This window comes from Peptoniphilus duerdenii ATCC BAA-1640 (assembly GCF_000146345.1).
GTDB classification, from domain to species: domain Bacteria; phylum Bacillota; class Clostridia; order Tissierellales; family Peptoniphilaceae; genus Peptoniphilus_B; species Peptoniphilus_B duerdenii.
Window position 1 is genome coordinate 1333610 of the sequence record NZ_GL397071.1, and the last position, 14152, is coordinate 1347761.

Here is a 14152-nt window from a genome sequence, read left to right on the forward strand (position 1 = left end):
TCCGTATTTTTTACTTAAAAAAGGGGTGTAAAATGACATCATCTAAAGGAATATTAAGTAAATTAAACGAAATATCTACAAAGGTAGCCGAAGAGAGAGGCTATGAAATAGTAGAAGTTGCATACAAAAAAGCGACTCCTCATTCGTTAGTGTCAGTATTTATTTATAAAGAAGATGGAATCTCACTCGATGACTGTGACACAATGAGTAGAGCGATAGAAGAAGAGTTAGACAAAGAAGATATAATTGAAGAAAGTTACTATTTAGAAGTTTCTTCACCAGGATTAGATAGACCGATAAAAACTCAAGACGACTTAAGGAGAAACAAAGGTAAATTAGTGGAAGCTAAACTATTTGCACCACTCGATGGAAATAAATTATACGAAGGCGTACTAGCTTCCTATACAAAAGATACCGTAATATTAGATAATGAAGGTAAAGAAGTAGAATTACCTCTTAAATCTATCTCAAAAATGAGTCAAAAGATTGTGTTCTAGGGGGACGTATGAACGAAGAATTTATATTAGCGCTTAATCAATTAGAGAGCGAAAAAGGAATAAAAAAAGACATTGTCTTTGAAGCATTAGAAGCTGCTCTAATATCAAGCTATAAGAAAAATTTTGGAATGTCGAACCAAAATATAGTAGTAGACATCAACAAAGAAAATGGAAATATAAAAATTTTCAAAGAAATGACAGTTGTAGATGAAGTAGAAGATGAAGATACTGAGATATCTTTAGAAGATGCAGAAGAGATTAGCAGCAAGTACAAAGTTGGAAGTATCGTAAGAATTGAAATAGATCCAATGAAATTTGGTAGAATTGCTGCACAAACTGCAAAGCAAGTGGTTATTCAAAAGATCAAAGATGCTGAAAAAGATATAATCTATGATGATTTTATCGATAGAGAAGGAGAACTTATCACTGGACAAGTTCAAAGATCTTCAAAGGGATATGTATTTATAGACCTTGGTAAATCAGAGGGAATCCTTCCACCGAACGAACAAATAAAGGGTGAAGATTATTCCCATGGAAATAGGTACAAGATGATAATACTTGAAGTTAAGAAGACTCCTAAAGGACCACAAATTATACTTTCAAGATCTCATCCAAATCTAATCAAGAGACTTTTTGAACTAGAAGTACCAGAAATTCATGATGGAATAGTAGAAGTATTTAACATCAGTCGTGAAGCTGGATCTAGAACTAAGATTGCAGTATTTTCAAAATCTGAAGACGTAGATCCACTTGGAGCATGCGTTGGATTTAAAGGAGCAAGAGTAAAGGCAATTTTAGATAGCATCGGCGAAGAAAAGATAGACATAATAATCTGGGATAGAGATATCGACCACTTCATAGCAAATGCCTTAAGTCCTTCAAATGTTGAAAAAGTATTTATTGATGACAGCAATAAACAAGCTTTGGTAGTTGTTCCAGATTACCAACTTTCACTTGCAATAGGTAAAGAAGGTCAAAACGTTAGACTTGCTGCAAAACTTACAAATTGGAAAATAGATATAAAATCTGTATCTCAATTTGAAGAATATCTAGAAGCAGAAAATATGACTGAAGATGAACTATATGCAAAACTCGGATACGAAGATGACGAAGATGAAGATGTAGCAGATGAAGAAATTGAATTTCATGCTGAAGCATCCGCAGAAGATATCGATGAAGAAGATGAAATGGATTTAGAAGAAGCTGAAGACAATTTAGATACTACAGACACAGATTCAGAAGAATAAATCAGGAGAAATACAAAACTTGCAATGAAAAAGACAAGAAAAATTCCGCAGCGTAAATGTGTAGGTTGTGGAGAACAAAAATCCAAATTTGATTTAATAAGAGTCGTAAAGACTAAAGAAAATCAAATTTTTATAGATAGAACGGGAAAACTAAATGGCAGAGGTGCTTATTTGTGCGATGATTTAAATTGTCTAGAAAAAGCTATCAAGACGAAAGCTCTTAATAGATCGTTTGAAATGGAGATTGATGAGAAGACCTATGAAAATCTAAGAGAAGAAATCCATAAATAACACCTGAATCGGAGGTGTAACATGCAAAATAAAAGAGTACACGCATTGGCAAAAGAACTGAATGTAACTAGCAAAGAATTGATCGAGAGAATTTCTAGTTTAAACATAGAAGTTAAGAACCATATGTCGACACTAAATGCAGAAGAAGAAAAAAGAGTAGTTAATTCTTATAGGAATAAATCTACACCAAATAAAGATGATAAAAAGAAAAACTTTAAAAATAATAAAAATCCAAATAAAAAAGAAGGTATTACTATAGAGAACAAAGACATGAAAGAATCTAAGCCTAACAAGTCAAAAGATGATAATAAGAGATTCGATAACAGAAAACCTAACGCTGAAGGCACAGAAGGCAAGAAGAGATTTAAAAAGAAACCATTTGAAAGAAAAGATTCAGATGGACAAAGGGAAAACAATAAATTCCAAGATAAAAACAAAGGAAAATCTCAAAACTTTAGAAAGCCTAAGGATTCAAATAGAGAAAGCTTCGATAAAGACAGAGATGAAGAAAGACCACATAATAAAAAGAAGAAATCTAGATCTTTTAACAAGATGAATGAGGTCATTACTGAAAAAGAAGTAAATCAACAAGAATATAAAAAGAAAAAATCTAAGAACAATCATAATAAAAAGACAAAACAAGATATCTTAGAACTAAGAGAAGAGTATGCAAAGAGAGATTTAACCAAAAAAGCTCCTAAGAAAAAAGCTAAGAAGACTGTTAAAAAGGAAGAAGTCGAAGAAAACAAAGTAGCTAAAATTTCTCCGCCATTAGCAGTTAAAGATTTTGCAGAAGCAACAGACATTCCAGTATCCCAAGTAATTACAAAACTTATAGGACTTGGTGTAATGGCAAGTCAAAATGAACCTATAGATAAAGATGTTTGTGAAATTCTTGCAGATGAATTAAATGTACAAATCGAATTTGCAAGTCCTGAAGAAGAAGTATCAATCGAAGAAGAATTTGGACTAGATTTTGAAGATAAAGAACAAAATCTAAAACCAAGACCACCAGTTGTAACAGTAATGGGTCACGTTGACCACGGTAAGACTTCTATCTTGGACTCAATCAAGAAATCTCACGTAACTTCAACAGAAGCAGGTGGAATTACCCAACATATTGGTGCGTACACAGTAAATCTAAATGGAAAGAAAATAACATTCCTAGATACGCCTGGTCACGAAGCTTTTACTTCAATGAGACTAAGAGGAGCTCAAATAACAGATGTTGCAATTCTAGTAGTAGCAGCAGATGATGGAGTAATGCCTCAAACTATAGAAGCAATCTCTCATGCGAGAAGTGCAGAAGTTCCAATAATTGTAGCAATAAATAAAATAGATAAAGAAGCTGCAAACGTGGATAGAGTTAAGCAAGAACTTTCTGAACAAGGACTTATGCCTGAAGATTGGGGTGGGGATACTATTATGGTTCCTGTAAGTGCCCACACAAAACAAGGTATTGATGATCTTTTAGAGATGATACTACTTGTAGCGGAAATGAGAGAACTAAAAGCAAACCCACAAAGAAGAGCGGTTGGTACAGTTATAGAAGCTAAGCTTGACAAGGGTAAGGGACCTATGGCTACAGTCTTAGTACAAAACGGTACATTGAGATCTTCAGACTTCGTAGTAAGTGGAGTTGCTTCAGGTAGAATTAGAGCTATGACAGATGACAAAGGTAAGAATCTTAAAAAAGCAGGACCATCTATGCCAGCGGTAATCCTTGGACTTTCAGAAGTTCCAAATGCTGGAGATACTATCTATGCTGTTGAAGATGAAAAGACTGCCAAGACAATAGCTGATAAGAATAGAGAAATAGTAAGAGAAAATAGATTAAACGCAACTAACAAGGTATCTCTTTCAAACTTATTTGACAAGATAAAAGAAGGAGAAAAGAAACAACTTGATTTAATAATAAAAGGCGATGTGAAAGGTTCAGTAGAAGCACTTTCCCAATCATTATTAAAGATAGAAAATGAAGAAGTAAATATATCTATAGTTCACTCTGGAGTAGGTGGAATCAGTGAATCTGACGTATCATTAGCATCAGCTTCAAAAGCTATAGTAATAGGATTTAACGTAAGACCAAATATAAATGCTATCGAACTTGCAAAAGAACTTGAAGTAGATATAAGAACTTACAGAGTAATCTATGATGCAATAGACGATATTGAAAAAGCGGCTATAGGTATGCTAGATCCAGAATTCGAAGAAGAAGTTCAAGGAAGATGTGAAGTTAGACAGACATTTAAACTTCCAAACAATGCCATCGTAGCTGGAGTATTTGTAGTTAGCGGAAAGATTCCTAGAAAATCTATGGTTAGAATCCTTAGAAATGATACAGTTATCCATGAAGGAGAAATAGCATCCTTAAAGAGATTTAAAGACGATGTTAGAGAACTAAACAATGGATATGAAGGTGGAATCACTATAGAAAACTTTAATGATATCAAAGAAGGAGACTTCATCGAATCATATATTATGAAGGAAATTAAAAGAGTATGAGAGAAAAAAGAGTGCAAAGGATAGGGGAAGAACTTAGAAGAGTTATCTCTGATATTATAAGATCTAAAATAAAAGATCCAAGAATACCAGAGATTATAAGTGTAACCAATGTCTTAGTTACTAATGATCTATCATTTGCAAAAATATTCGTTGAAATAATGGGAACAAAAGAAGAACAAGAAGCAGCGCTAGAAGGACTTAACTCCGCAAAAGGATTTATAAAAAAAGAAATCTCAAGCGAAGTTAAACTTCGTCAGATGCCAGAGCTAATCTTCATACTGGATGAAACCCTAGATATAAACTTAAAGATGGAAAAACTTATTGAAGAGGTTAACCATGGAAATGATAAAATTTCATGAGATGATTGAAGGGGCAAGTAAAATTGCCCTTGCTTCACATCTAAATCCAGATGGTGATAATCTTGGATCTTTAAGTGCTCTTTCTAAATATTTAAAGAAACTAGATAAAGATGTCTACACAATATTTGATGATGTAATGATAGACGACTTTAGATTTTTATTCAAAGGAATCAAGACGGTAAAATCTAGCGAAATTGAAGATATTGATCTATTTATAACTCTAGATAGTGCAGATCTTGATAGAATAGGAAAAGATGCGGTAGAGTTATATAGAAAGAGCAAAAAAACTATTTGCATAGACCATCATCACACCAATGACGGATATGCAGATTTCAATGTTGTAGAAAAAAATTCAAGTAGTACCTGTGAAGTTCTATTTAAACTTTTAAAAAGGGATCTTATAGATGAAGAGATAGCCACATCTATTCTAACTGGAATAAGTACAGACACAGGAAGCTTTAAATATGAAAACACCAGCAGTGATACTCACAGAATAGCTGCAGAACTTTTAAATTTTGGGGCAAAAAATTTAGATATAACGGTAAATGTTTATCAGTCAAACCCAAAATCTAAAATAATGCTTTTAAATGAAGCTTTAAATAGGCTTGAGTTCTATTTAGAAGGCAAGATTGCAATGATTGCTCTGCCTAAAGAAATATCTCTTAGCCCAAATTATAAAAAATCTGACAGTGAAGGAATCGTTGAATATATTCGTGACATTGAAGGTGTAGAGATTGCAATATTTTTAAAAGAAAAAGAAAATGAAATAAGAGTTTCATTTAGAGCAAAATCTTATGCAGATGTAAGCAAAATTGCATCTAAATTCAATGGTGGAGGACATATAATGGCAGCAGGAGCCACATATTATGGATCACTAGAAAAGGCAAAAGATGAAATACTACAAGAGGCTATAAAGGAGATTAAATGCAAGGAATCCTAGTAGTTAACAAGAGACAAGGAATAACTTCCCACGATTGCATCTATATTTTAAGAGATCTTTTAGGAATTAAAAAGATCGGTCATTCAGGGACATTAGATCCAATGGCAACTGGAGTTTTACCTATGACTATTGGAAAAGCTACAAGGGTATCATCATTTATTCAAGATTCAGAGAAAGAATATATAGCAACTATTGAATTTGGAATTGAAACAGATACGGAAGATATAACTGGAAATATAATAAATAGGTCGGATAAAATTCCAACAAAAGAAGAAATTTTAGAAATACTTCCAAAATTCACAGGTGTTATAGAGCAGATACCTCCTATGTATTCTGCGGTGAGACTAGGTGGAAGAAAACTCTACAAGATTGCAAGAGAAGGAAAAGTTGTAGATAGACCAAAAAGAAAAGTAAAAATATATGGCTTAGAATTACTTGGAACTAACCCATATAAAGTAAAGATAAATTGTAGCTCTGGAACCTATGTGAGAACGCTAATCTCTGATATTGGTAAAAGTTTAGGCACATTTGCAACTATGACATCTCTCGTTAGGACAAAAGTAGGACCATTTATTGTTGAAAAAGCAATAACAATAGATGATTTAGAAAATATGACAAAAGAAGAAATAGAAGAGAAATTCTATCCTACTGAATTCGCTTTAAGAAATATGCCTAGGTACAATGTACCTAAAAGTTTCTTTGAAAGACTAATAAATGGAGTCAAATTTTTTGATGATAGGATGGAAGATGGAAAGTATTCGGTCTATTGTCGCGATGAATTTATCGGCATCGGTGAATTTATAGATGGAAGGTTAAGGATAAAGGTGCTTAGATGAAGATAGTAAACATAGATTTAAATTACATTGGAAAAGATGAAATAGTCATAGCCCTAGGTAATTTTGATGGAGTTCATCTAGGACACAGACTTCTTATGAAAAAAGCTATAGAAACTGCTAGTAAAATAGATGCACATTCTGCAGTTCTTCTATTCAATGAACACACAACGGCTACATTATTTGACCATAAAAAGAAAGAACTTACTTCAAACGAAGCAAAACTTATGTATTTAAAGGGAATCGGAATAGATATAGTCTACATGATAGACTTCAATGAGGAATTTATGAAGATGTCCCCAGAATACTTTGTAAAAAATTTTTTAGTTAAAAACTTAAATGCCAAAGGTGTAGTAGTTGGATATGACTATAGATTTGGATTTAAAGCCATGGGAGATGTAGAAAGCTTAAGAGAGCTTTGTAAAGACTATAATCTAACTCTTGATGTAATAGATGCCTATAAGATTGACGGAGAAGTAGTAAGCTCTACAAGGATTAGGGAGGCTATCTCAGAAGGAATGATGGAAGAAGCAAATAAACTTTTGGGACACAACTACTTCATTACAGGAATAGTCGATCATGGAAAGAAACTCGGAAGTAAAATGGGTTATCCAACAGCAAATATTATTACAAAAGATGGAGTGCAACTGCCAGGAGATGGCGTCTATGATACGAGAATTAAAGTTGAAGGAGACGACCTACTTTATAAAGCTGCAACATCTATTGGAAATAATCCTACATTCTTAGGAGAAAATTTAAAGATAGAAGCAAATATTTTAGATTTTGATGAAAATATATATGGGAAAAAAGTATATCTATATTTCTTAAAAAAATTAAGACCTATGGTAGTATTTAATTCAGTAGAAGAACTATTTGAAAGAATAGCCAAAGATGTGGAAGAAGTTAGAAAAAGTAAATAGACAAATATATTTTTATATGTTATAATAGACCAGTACCATTTCAAGGAGTGAAGCGACCTCGGCACATTTCTTTGATATTGGCTAATTAAAATTTTGGAGGTAAATATGATATCTAAAGACAAAAAAACAGAAATTATTAATGAATTTAAGATCCACGAAAAAGATACAGGATCAACTGAAGTACAAGTAGCAGTTCTTACAGAAAGAATTAACGAATTAAACGAACATTTAAAGGTTCATAAGAAGGACCACCATTCAAGAAGAGGACTTCTTAAAATGGTAGGTAGAAGAAGAAACCTTCTAAGATACCTTAAGAATAAAGATATTGAAAAATATCGTGAACTAATAGAAAAGCTAGGAATAAGAGGATAATAAGAGCGGGGTATATCCCGCTTTATTTTTTTAATAGGAGGTATGATGGAGAAAGTATTTAGTAGAGAAATAGCTGGCCGTGAAATGAGAGTAACCATTGGAAAAGTTGCAGAACAAGCCAATGGAGCAGCTTTAGTTGAATACGGTGATACGGTTGTACTAGTAACAGCTACTGCATCTAAAAAACCAAGAGAAGGTATAGATTTCTTTCCACTAAGCGTTGATTATGAAGAAAAAATGTACGCAGTTGGTAAGATTCCTGGAGGTTTTATAAAGAGAGAAGGAAGACCTAGCGAAAAGGCAATCTTGACTGCGAGACTTATAGATAGACCACTTAGACCACTTTTCCCAGAAGGATATAGAAATGATGTGCAAGTTGTAGCTACAGCCTTGGCAGTAGACCAAGACAATCAACCAGACATAGTAGCAATGGTTGGATCATCAATAGCACTTACAATTTCAGATATTCCTTTTGATGGACCAACAGGATCAGTATTCGTTGGAATGGTTGATGGAGAATATGTAATAAATCCAACTGAAGAACAAAGAGCAAAATCTAAGATAGAGCTTAATCTAGCAGGAACAAAATCTGCAATCATGATGGTAGAAGCAGGAGCAAAAATAGTTTCTGAAGAAGAGATGCTAGGAGCTATCTTAAAAGGTCACGAAGAAATCAAAAAAATCTGTGAATTTATAGAAGAAATTCAAAGAGAAGTTGGCAAAGAAAAAGCTCAGTACGAAGTTTTCAAACCAGATGAAGAAATAAAAGAAAAAGTTATAGCGTTCGGTAAAGAACTTTTAGTAGAAGCAATTAACCAAGATGACAAAATTATAAGAGAAGAAAAGACAGAAGAAGCAAAAGATAAAATCTATGAACACTTCAATGAAGAATTAGAAGAATTTGGCAAAGATATAGATGCTGCTATCGAATCTATTGAAGTTGAAGAAGTAAGAAGAGGTATTATCGAAGAAGATAGAAGACCAGATGGAAGAGCTCTAGATGAAATCAGACCTCTATCATCAGAAGTGGGATTATTTAGAAGAACTCATGGATCAGGGCTATTTAAAAGAGGTCAAACTCAAGTACTTTCAATTACGACTCTAGCTGGACTTTCTGAAGTACAAGTTATAGATGGATTAGGAGATGACACTCCAAAGAGATACATCCACCACTATAATTTCCCACCTTACAGTGTAGGAGATACAAAACCTATGAGAGGTCCAGGAAGACGTGAAATTGGACACGGTGCACTAGCAGAAAGAGCGCTAATACCAGTTCTACCAACAGAAGAAGAATTCCCTTATGCAATAAGAGTCGTATCAGAAGTTCTTAGCTCAAATGGATCTTCCTCACAAGCTTCAGTATGTGGTTCAACACTTTCACTAATGGATGCAGGCGTTCCTATTAAACAACCGGTAGCAGGAATTGCTATGGGACTTATAGAAGAACATGGAGTGATCAAAATCTTAACAGATATTCAAGGATTGGAAGACCACTTCGGAGATATGGACTTCAAAGTTGCAGGAACTAGAGAAGGTATAACCGCTATTCAAATGGATATCAAGGTGGAAGGAATAAAAAAAGAAATTCTAGAAGAAGCCCTTGAAAAAGCAAGAATAGCAAGGTTACAAATCCTTGATAATATCGAAGCTACAATAGATGAACCAAGAGAAAAATTATCTCCATTTGCACCAATAATCTACATCATTCTAATCGATCCAGAAAAGATTGGAGAAGTTATCGGAAGCGGTGGAAAAGTTATTAATAAAATAATCGAACAAACCGGAGTTAAGATTGACATTGATGATGACGGAAAAGTATCAGTAATATCTAACGACCACGAAAAAGCTCAAGAAGCAATCGACATAATTGAAGGAATAGTAAAAGAAGTTGAAATTGGAGATATCTACAACGGAAAAGTTAAAAAACTTATGAAGTTTGGAGCATTTGTAGAAATCAAAAAAGGAACAGAAGGACTACTTCACATCTCAGAAATAGATCACAAGAGAACAGAAAAAGTTGAAGACGAATTAAAAGTTGGAGACAGTGTGGTTGTAAAAGTAATAGATGTTGACGAACAAGGCAAAATATCTCTTTCTAGAAAGGCATTGATTCCAAAACCAGAAAAGGATAATTAATCTAAAACTGTTAAAAAATAATAACATGGACTTAGGTTCATGTTTTTTTTAGGAGAAATATGAAATTAAAAATTATAAACAAAAGTAAAAATGAAAATCCATCCTACGCAACCAGTGGCGCTTCAGGAATGGATTTAAGAGCTAACTTAGATGAAGATTTAGTAATTAAATCAGGAGAAATACAACTTGTTCCAACGGGAATATTTATGGAAATTCCAGAAGGTTACGAAGGACAAGTAAGAGCTAGATCTGGTCTTGCACTTAAGTACGGAATTTCACTTCCAAACGGAATAGGAACTATCGATTCAGACTATAGAGGCGAGTTAAAAGTTATCCTAATTAACCATGGTAAAGAAGATTTTGTAATTAAAAATGGAGATAGAATCGCTCAAATAGTATTTATAAAGTACGAAAAAGCAGAACTTGAAATCGTAGAATCTCTTGAAGATACAGAAAGATCCGAAGGTGGATTTGGTTCAACAGGAGTGTAAATATCTCAAACTTTAAAAGATTATTCATTAAAAAAGCACACTAGCAAATTATGTTAGATGTGCTTTTTTAATTACAATTTATAATTTAAATAATCATGAATTATTAGATTTAAAACTCAATTATCAATGCAAAATATTTAAAAAATTACAGTAATTTATAAAAAAGAGTGAAAACTTAGAATGCTATAATTAAATTAATTGATATAATATATCAAATAAAATTTAGGAGGAATATTTTGAAAAAATTTGTTAATTTACTTATTTTAGCTGTGGTTTTCATAGGATTTAGCGTAAATGCTTTTGCTGCCACAGAAAAGGATGATGACAAGATTAATTTCTTGAAAGAAAAGAAAATCATCGCAGGTTATGAAAATGGTGATCTTGGACTTGATAAGAATATCAAGAGAAGTGAGCTTACCAAAATCTTGGTTTACGCTCTTGGACACGAAGATAAGGCAAAAGAACTACAAGGTAAATCTATGCCTTTTAATGATGTTAAAAAAGATGATTGGGCAAATGGTGTAATTGCTTATGCAAAGGACAATATGAATCTATTTAGCGGTTATCCAGATGGATCTTTTAAAGGTCAAAAGTATATAACCAATGCTGAAATTTTAAAGGTTCTTGTTTGCACAAAGAAAAACCTTGATAAAGATGCAATTAATAGTGCAAAATGGCCTACCGATTGGATTAAATGGGCTAAAGAAGAAAATATTTGTACAAAAGATTTAGACCCAAAGGCTTTTGCTTCTAGAAAAGATAGTTTTATATTCCTATACAATACAATTGCAGACAAATTAATGGAAAACTCAAAAGATTCTAAGGCTGAAAGTAAAGAAGTAACTACTGATGCTAATAAAGTTTCAGAACTTAAAAAAAGTTTAAAGGCAATTATTGATTCTAAGAATGACAGTGTTCTTGAACTAAGTGCTATTAATACTGAATCTAATAAAAAGGCTATCGCTGAAATGAAATCATTGATTGATGAAGCGAAGAAGTTACTAGATAAGAAGGATTTATCTCCTGAAGAAATTAAGAGACTCGAAGAGTTTGTTAAATTTGAAGGTAAGAAATACAGAGGAGCATTTAGAAATGCTGCTAAAAATATCTTGGTAGATTTTGAAGTTTTAGGGAATAGAGATGTTGTAAATAAAAATAACAACAAAAAATATACAGCTCTTGACAACAACCAAATAAAGGTAAAAACTTCTCTTAAAGATGTTAAAAAGATTGGAGAATCTAAGGATAGATTTGTAAAACTAAACTATATTTCTAAGAAAAATTATGATGAAATAGATGCCATTTCTACATCTACTCCAAAATACAAAAAGGAAGAACTAAGCAAAGATCTTTATACCGTTGAAGAAAAAGATGGAATCATTACTTTTACTATAAGTAAAGATCTTCCAGAAGATGTTGTAATTTTAAAACCAATCATCTATGTAAAATATGCTGACAATATTTTATTTGAAAATGGAGATTTAGTTTACGTTAACGCTAAATAATCTTTTAACTTGGAAATTTAATTAAAAGAATTCTATTTTGAAAACAAAATAAAAAACTAACCCCAAAGCCCTAGGTGAATATTCTATTCAAAGTAAAAAATCTCGATATAAAAATAAAATAAATAATTTGAGATTATCCCTTGACTTAAATTCTAATTTCTGTTAGTATTACTTTAATTAGTTGCATTGAGAAGAGGAGTATCTTCTATTATTTATTTAAAGAGAGTCTTCGTTTGGTGAGAGAAGATAATAAATGTAGTTGAGAATAAAGACTTTGAGCAGCAATCTGGATTGTAAATGATAGGTTGCCGGGTAATCCCGTTACAGATGAAGAGTATGTAGTACTTAGTGAGGTTTAAAGTGTGAACTTTAAATAAATATGGGTGGTAACACGGTTTTAACGCTCCGTCCCAAGTTGATAACAACTGGGGTGGGGCTTTTTTTATTAAATTATTTTTCAAGGAGAATCAAGATGAAGAGATTTATGAATGTAGTTTTATTGATTATGGTAGGCATTATTGGAATATTTTCGTTTCCAATGAGTACATTTGCTGAGGAGAACACTTTGAGGGTAGGACTTGAAGCTGCTTATCCGCCTTTTAACTGGACACAACAGACTGGACAGAATGGTGCTGTGCCTATTGAAGGGTCAAATGAATTTGCAAACGGCTATGACGTTCAAATGGCTAAGAAAATTGCAGAAGGTCTAGGAAAGAGACTTGTCCTAGTTAAGATTGAATGGGATGGCTTAGTTCCTGCTTTAACTTCTGGAAGAATTGACCTTATCATGGCTGGAATGAGTCCAACCGCTGAGAGAGCAAAGCAAATAGATTTTTCCGATGCTTACTACGAGTCTGACCTTGTAATGGTTGTAAATGCAAAAGGAAAGTATGCTAATGCTTCTAAGTTAGATGATTTTACAGGGGCAGGTATCGTTGCTCAGTTAAATACTTTTCACGATACGGTTATAGATCAAATACCTGGTGTTAATCATCTTGAACCAATGTCAGATTTCTCAATTATGAGAGTTGCAGTACAAACTGGTAAGGCTGATGGATATGTGGCTGAAAGACCTGAGGCAATGGCTGCTGAAACTGCTGGAGTTGGTATAAAAATGGTAGACTTAAATCCTGGATTTGACACAGACAAGGCGGATACTTCCATAGCAATTGGAATTAAAAAGGGAAATCCTATTAGAGAAAGACTTAACCAAATTCTAAGTGATGTGTCAAAAGAAGATAGATTAGAACTTATGGATGAAATGAACATCCTTCAAAACAAAGAAGAAAACGAAGGTGAAGGTTTAGAAAGATTTCTAAATAATATGAAGACCATCTTCATAGAAAATAAGAGCAATTTCATAAGAGGAACTGGATATACGGTTTTAATTTCATTTGTAGGAACTGTACTCGGTCTTGTACTTGGATTAATTGTCGGAATAATAAGAACCATTCCTGAATCTTTGAAAAAAGGTAAAAATTTTGTCTTAAATATATTTAAAGTACTCGCAAATATCTACGTTCAAGTTTTAAGAGGTACACCGATGATTGTGCAATCAGTGCTAGTATACTTCGGACTACTCCAATTTGCTGGTATAAACCTATCTCCGATGCAAGCAGCATTCTTAGTAGTTTCTGTAAACACTGGAGCATACCTATCAGAAGTTGTAAGAGGAGGTATAAATTCAATCGACAAGGGACAGTTTGAAGCTGCAAGGTCTCTTGGAATGAACCACTACCAAACTATGGTGCATGTGGTACTTCCACAGGCAATTAAAAATATAATTCCTGCAATTGGAAATGAATTTATCGTAAATATAAAGGATACATCTGTGTTAAACGTCATAGCTGTAAACGAACTTTTCTTTACAACTAAATCAATAGTTGGTGGCAATCTAATGTACTTTGAAACATACTTAATTACATCAATTATTTATTTAACACTTACATTATCTATAGCTTACTTTTTACATTTCGTAGAAAGGCTGTTGGCAGATCCGAATTCATATGTTAAGACTGGAAATACTGATGTAATGAAGAGTGCAAATTAGGAG

Annotated in this window: 13 protein-coding genes and 1 other annotated feature; all 13 genes read left to right on the top strand. The window is 33.0% G+C overall.

Going from position 1 to position 14152, the window contains the following annotated elements; all coding sequences use genetic code 11:
• Window positions 1-32: 32 nt before the first annotated feature.
• Window positions 33-497 (top strand): ribosome maturation factor RimP, encoded by a 465-nt coding sequence (locus HMPREF9225_RS05925; protein ID WP_008902051.1) that lies wholly within the window; start codon window positions 33-35, stop codon window positions 495-497.
• A gap of 8 nt (window positions 498-505) precedes the next feature.
• The gene (gene nusA / locus HMPREF9225_RS05930; RefSeq protein ID WP_008902052.1) at window positions 506-1744 is read left to right on the top strand and encodes a transcription termination factor NusA; all 1239 of its coding nucleotides are present in this window, start codon (window positions 506-508) and stop codon (window positions 1742-1744) included.
• A 24-nt stretch (window positions 1745-1768) separates the two neighbouring features.
• Window positions 1769-2035, top strand: coding sequence for an RNase P modulator RnpM (rnpM, locus tag HMPREF9225_RS05935; protein ID WP_008902053.1), 267 nt, complete (start codon window positions 1769-1771; stop codon window positions 2033-2035).
• Between the two features lie 21 nt (window positions 2036-2056).
• Window positions 2057-4540 carry a translation initiation factor IF-2 gene (infB, locus tag HMPREF9225_RS05940; protein ID WP_008902054.1) on the top strand — a complete coding sequence of 828 codons (2484 nt, stop codon included), beginning with the start codon at window positions 2057-2059 and terminating at the stop codon, window positions 4538-4540.
• Window positions 4537-4899: a 30S ribosome-binding factor RbfA gene (gene rbfA, locus HMPREF9225_RS05945; RefSeq protein WP_008902055.1), complete on the top strand. Its 363-nt coding sequence runs from the start codon at window positions 4537-4539 to the stop codon at window positions 4897-4899. The genes infB and rbfA overlap by 4 nt, the downstream gene beginning before the upstream one ends.
• The gene (locus tag HMPREF9225_RS05950) at window positions 4877-5839 is read left to right on the top strand and encodes a DHH family phosphoesterase (protein ID WP_008902056.1); all 963 of its coding nucleotides are present in this window, start codon (window positions 4877-4879) and stop codon (window positions 5837-5839) included. The genes rbfA and HMPREF9225_RS05950 overlap by 23 nt, the downstream gene beginning before the upstream one ends.
• On the top strand, window positions 5824-6675 hold the full coding sequence (gene truB / locus HMPREF9225_RS05955; RefSeq protein ID WP_008902057.1) for a tRNA pseudouridine(55) synthase TruB: 852 nt from the start codon (window positions 5824-5826) through the stop codon (window positions 6673-6675). The genes HMPREF9225_RS05950 and truB overlap by 16 nt, the downstream gene beginning before the upstream one ends.
• Window positions 6672-7592: a bifunctional riboflavin kinase/FAD synthetase gene (locus HMPREF9225_RS05960; protein WP_008902058.1), complete on the top strand. Its 921-nt coding sequence runs from the start codon at window positions 6672-6674 to the stop codon at window positions 7590-7592. The genes truB and HMPREF9225_RS05960 overlap by 4 nt, the downstream gene beginning before the upstream one ends.
• Before the next feature lie 105 nt (window positions 7593-7697).
• On the top strand, window positions 7698-7964 hold the full coding sequence (gene rpsO / locus HMPREF9225_RS05965) for a 30S ribosomal protein S15 (protein WP_008902059.1): 267 nt from the start codon (window positions 7698-7700) through the stop codon (window positions 7962-7964).
• Window positions 7965-8009: 45 nt separating this feature from the next.
• On the top strand, window positions 8010-10103 hold the full coding sequence (locus HMPREF9225_RS05970; protein WP_008902060.1) for a polyribonucleotide nucleotidyltransferase: 2094 nt from the start codon (window positions 8010-8012) through the stop codon (window positions 10101-10103).
• Window positions 10104-10162: 59 nt separating this feature from the next.
• Window positions 10163-10594 carry a dUTP diphosphatase gene (gene dut / locus HMPREF9225_RS05975; protein ID WP_008902061.1) on the top strand — a complete coding sequence of 144 codons (432 nt, stop codon included), beginning with the start codon at window positions 10163-10165 and terminating at the stop codon, window positions 10592-10594.
• A 236-nt stretch (window positions 10595-10830) separates the two neighbouring features.
• A complete protein-coding gene (locus HMPREF9225_RS05980) occupies window positions 10831-12099 on the top strand; it encodes an S-layer homology domain-containing protein (protein WP_008902062.1) in 1269 nt (422 codons plus the stop codon).
• A gap of 177 nt (window positions 12100-12276) precedes the next feature.
• Window positions 12277-12515: a binding site (T-box leader), on the top strand.
• 56 nt (window positions 12516-12571) lie between these two features.
• Window positions 12572-14149 carry an ABC transporter substrate-binding protein/permease gene (locus HMPREF9225_RS05985; RefSeq protein WP_040551350.1) on the top strand — a complete coding sequence of 526 codons (1578 nt, stop codon included), beginning with the start codon at window positions 12572-12574 and terminating at the stop codon, window positions 14147-14149.
• Window positions 14150-14152: the final 3 nt, after the last annotated feature.

Bases quoted from the DNA above. Each gene is read 5' to 3' on its own strand.
- HMPREF9225_RS05925 (WP_008902051.1), top strand. From the start codon at position 33: ATGACATCATCTAAAGGAATATTAAGTAAATTAAACGAAATATCTACA.
- nusA (WP_008902052.1), top strand. From the start codon at position 506: ATGAACGAAGAATTTATATTAGCGCTTAATCAATTAGAGAGCGAAAAA.
- rnpM (WP_008902053.1), top strand. From the start codon at position 1,769: ATGAAAAAGACAAGAAAAATTCCGCAGCGTAAATGTGTAGGTTGTGGA.
- infB (WP_008902054.1), top strand. From the start codon at position 2,057: ATGCAAAATAAAAGAGTACACGCATTGGCAAAAGAACTGAATGTAACT.
- rbfA (WP_008902055.1), top strand. From the start codon at position 4,537: ATGAGAGAAAAAAGAGTGCAAAGGATAGGGGAAGAACTTAGAAGAGTT.
- HMPREF9225_RS05950 (WP_008902056.1), top strand. From the start codon at position 4,877: ATGGAAATGATAAAATTTCATGAGATGATTGAAGGGGCAAGTAAAATT.
- truB (WP_008902057.1), top strand. From the start codon at position 5,824: ATGCAAGGAATCCTAGTAGTTAACAAGAGACAAGGAATAACTTCCCAC.
- HMPREF9225_RS05960 (WP_008902058.1), top strand. From the start codon at position 6,672: ATGAAGATAGTAAACATAGATTTAAATTACATTGGAAAAGATGAAATA.
- rpsO (WP_008902059.1), top strand. From the start codon at position 7,698: ATGATATCTAAAGACAAAAAAACAGAAATTATTAATGAATTTAAGATC.
- HMPREF9225_RS05970 (WP_008902060.1), top strand. From the start codon at position 8,010: ATGGAGAAAGTATTTAGTAGAGAAATAGCTGGCCGTGAAATGAGAGTA.
- dut (WP_008902061.1), top strand. From the start codon at position 10,163: ATGAAATTAAAAATTATAAACAAAAGTAAAAATGAAAATCCATCCTAC.
- HMPREF9225_RS05985 (WP_040551350.1), top strand. From the start codon at position 12,572: ATGAAGAGATTTATGAATGTAGTTTTATTGATTATGGTAGGCATTATT.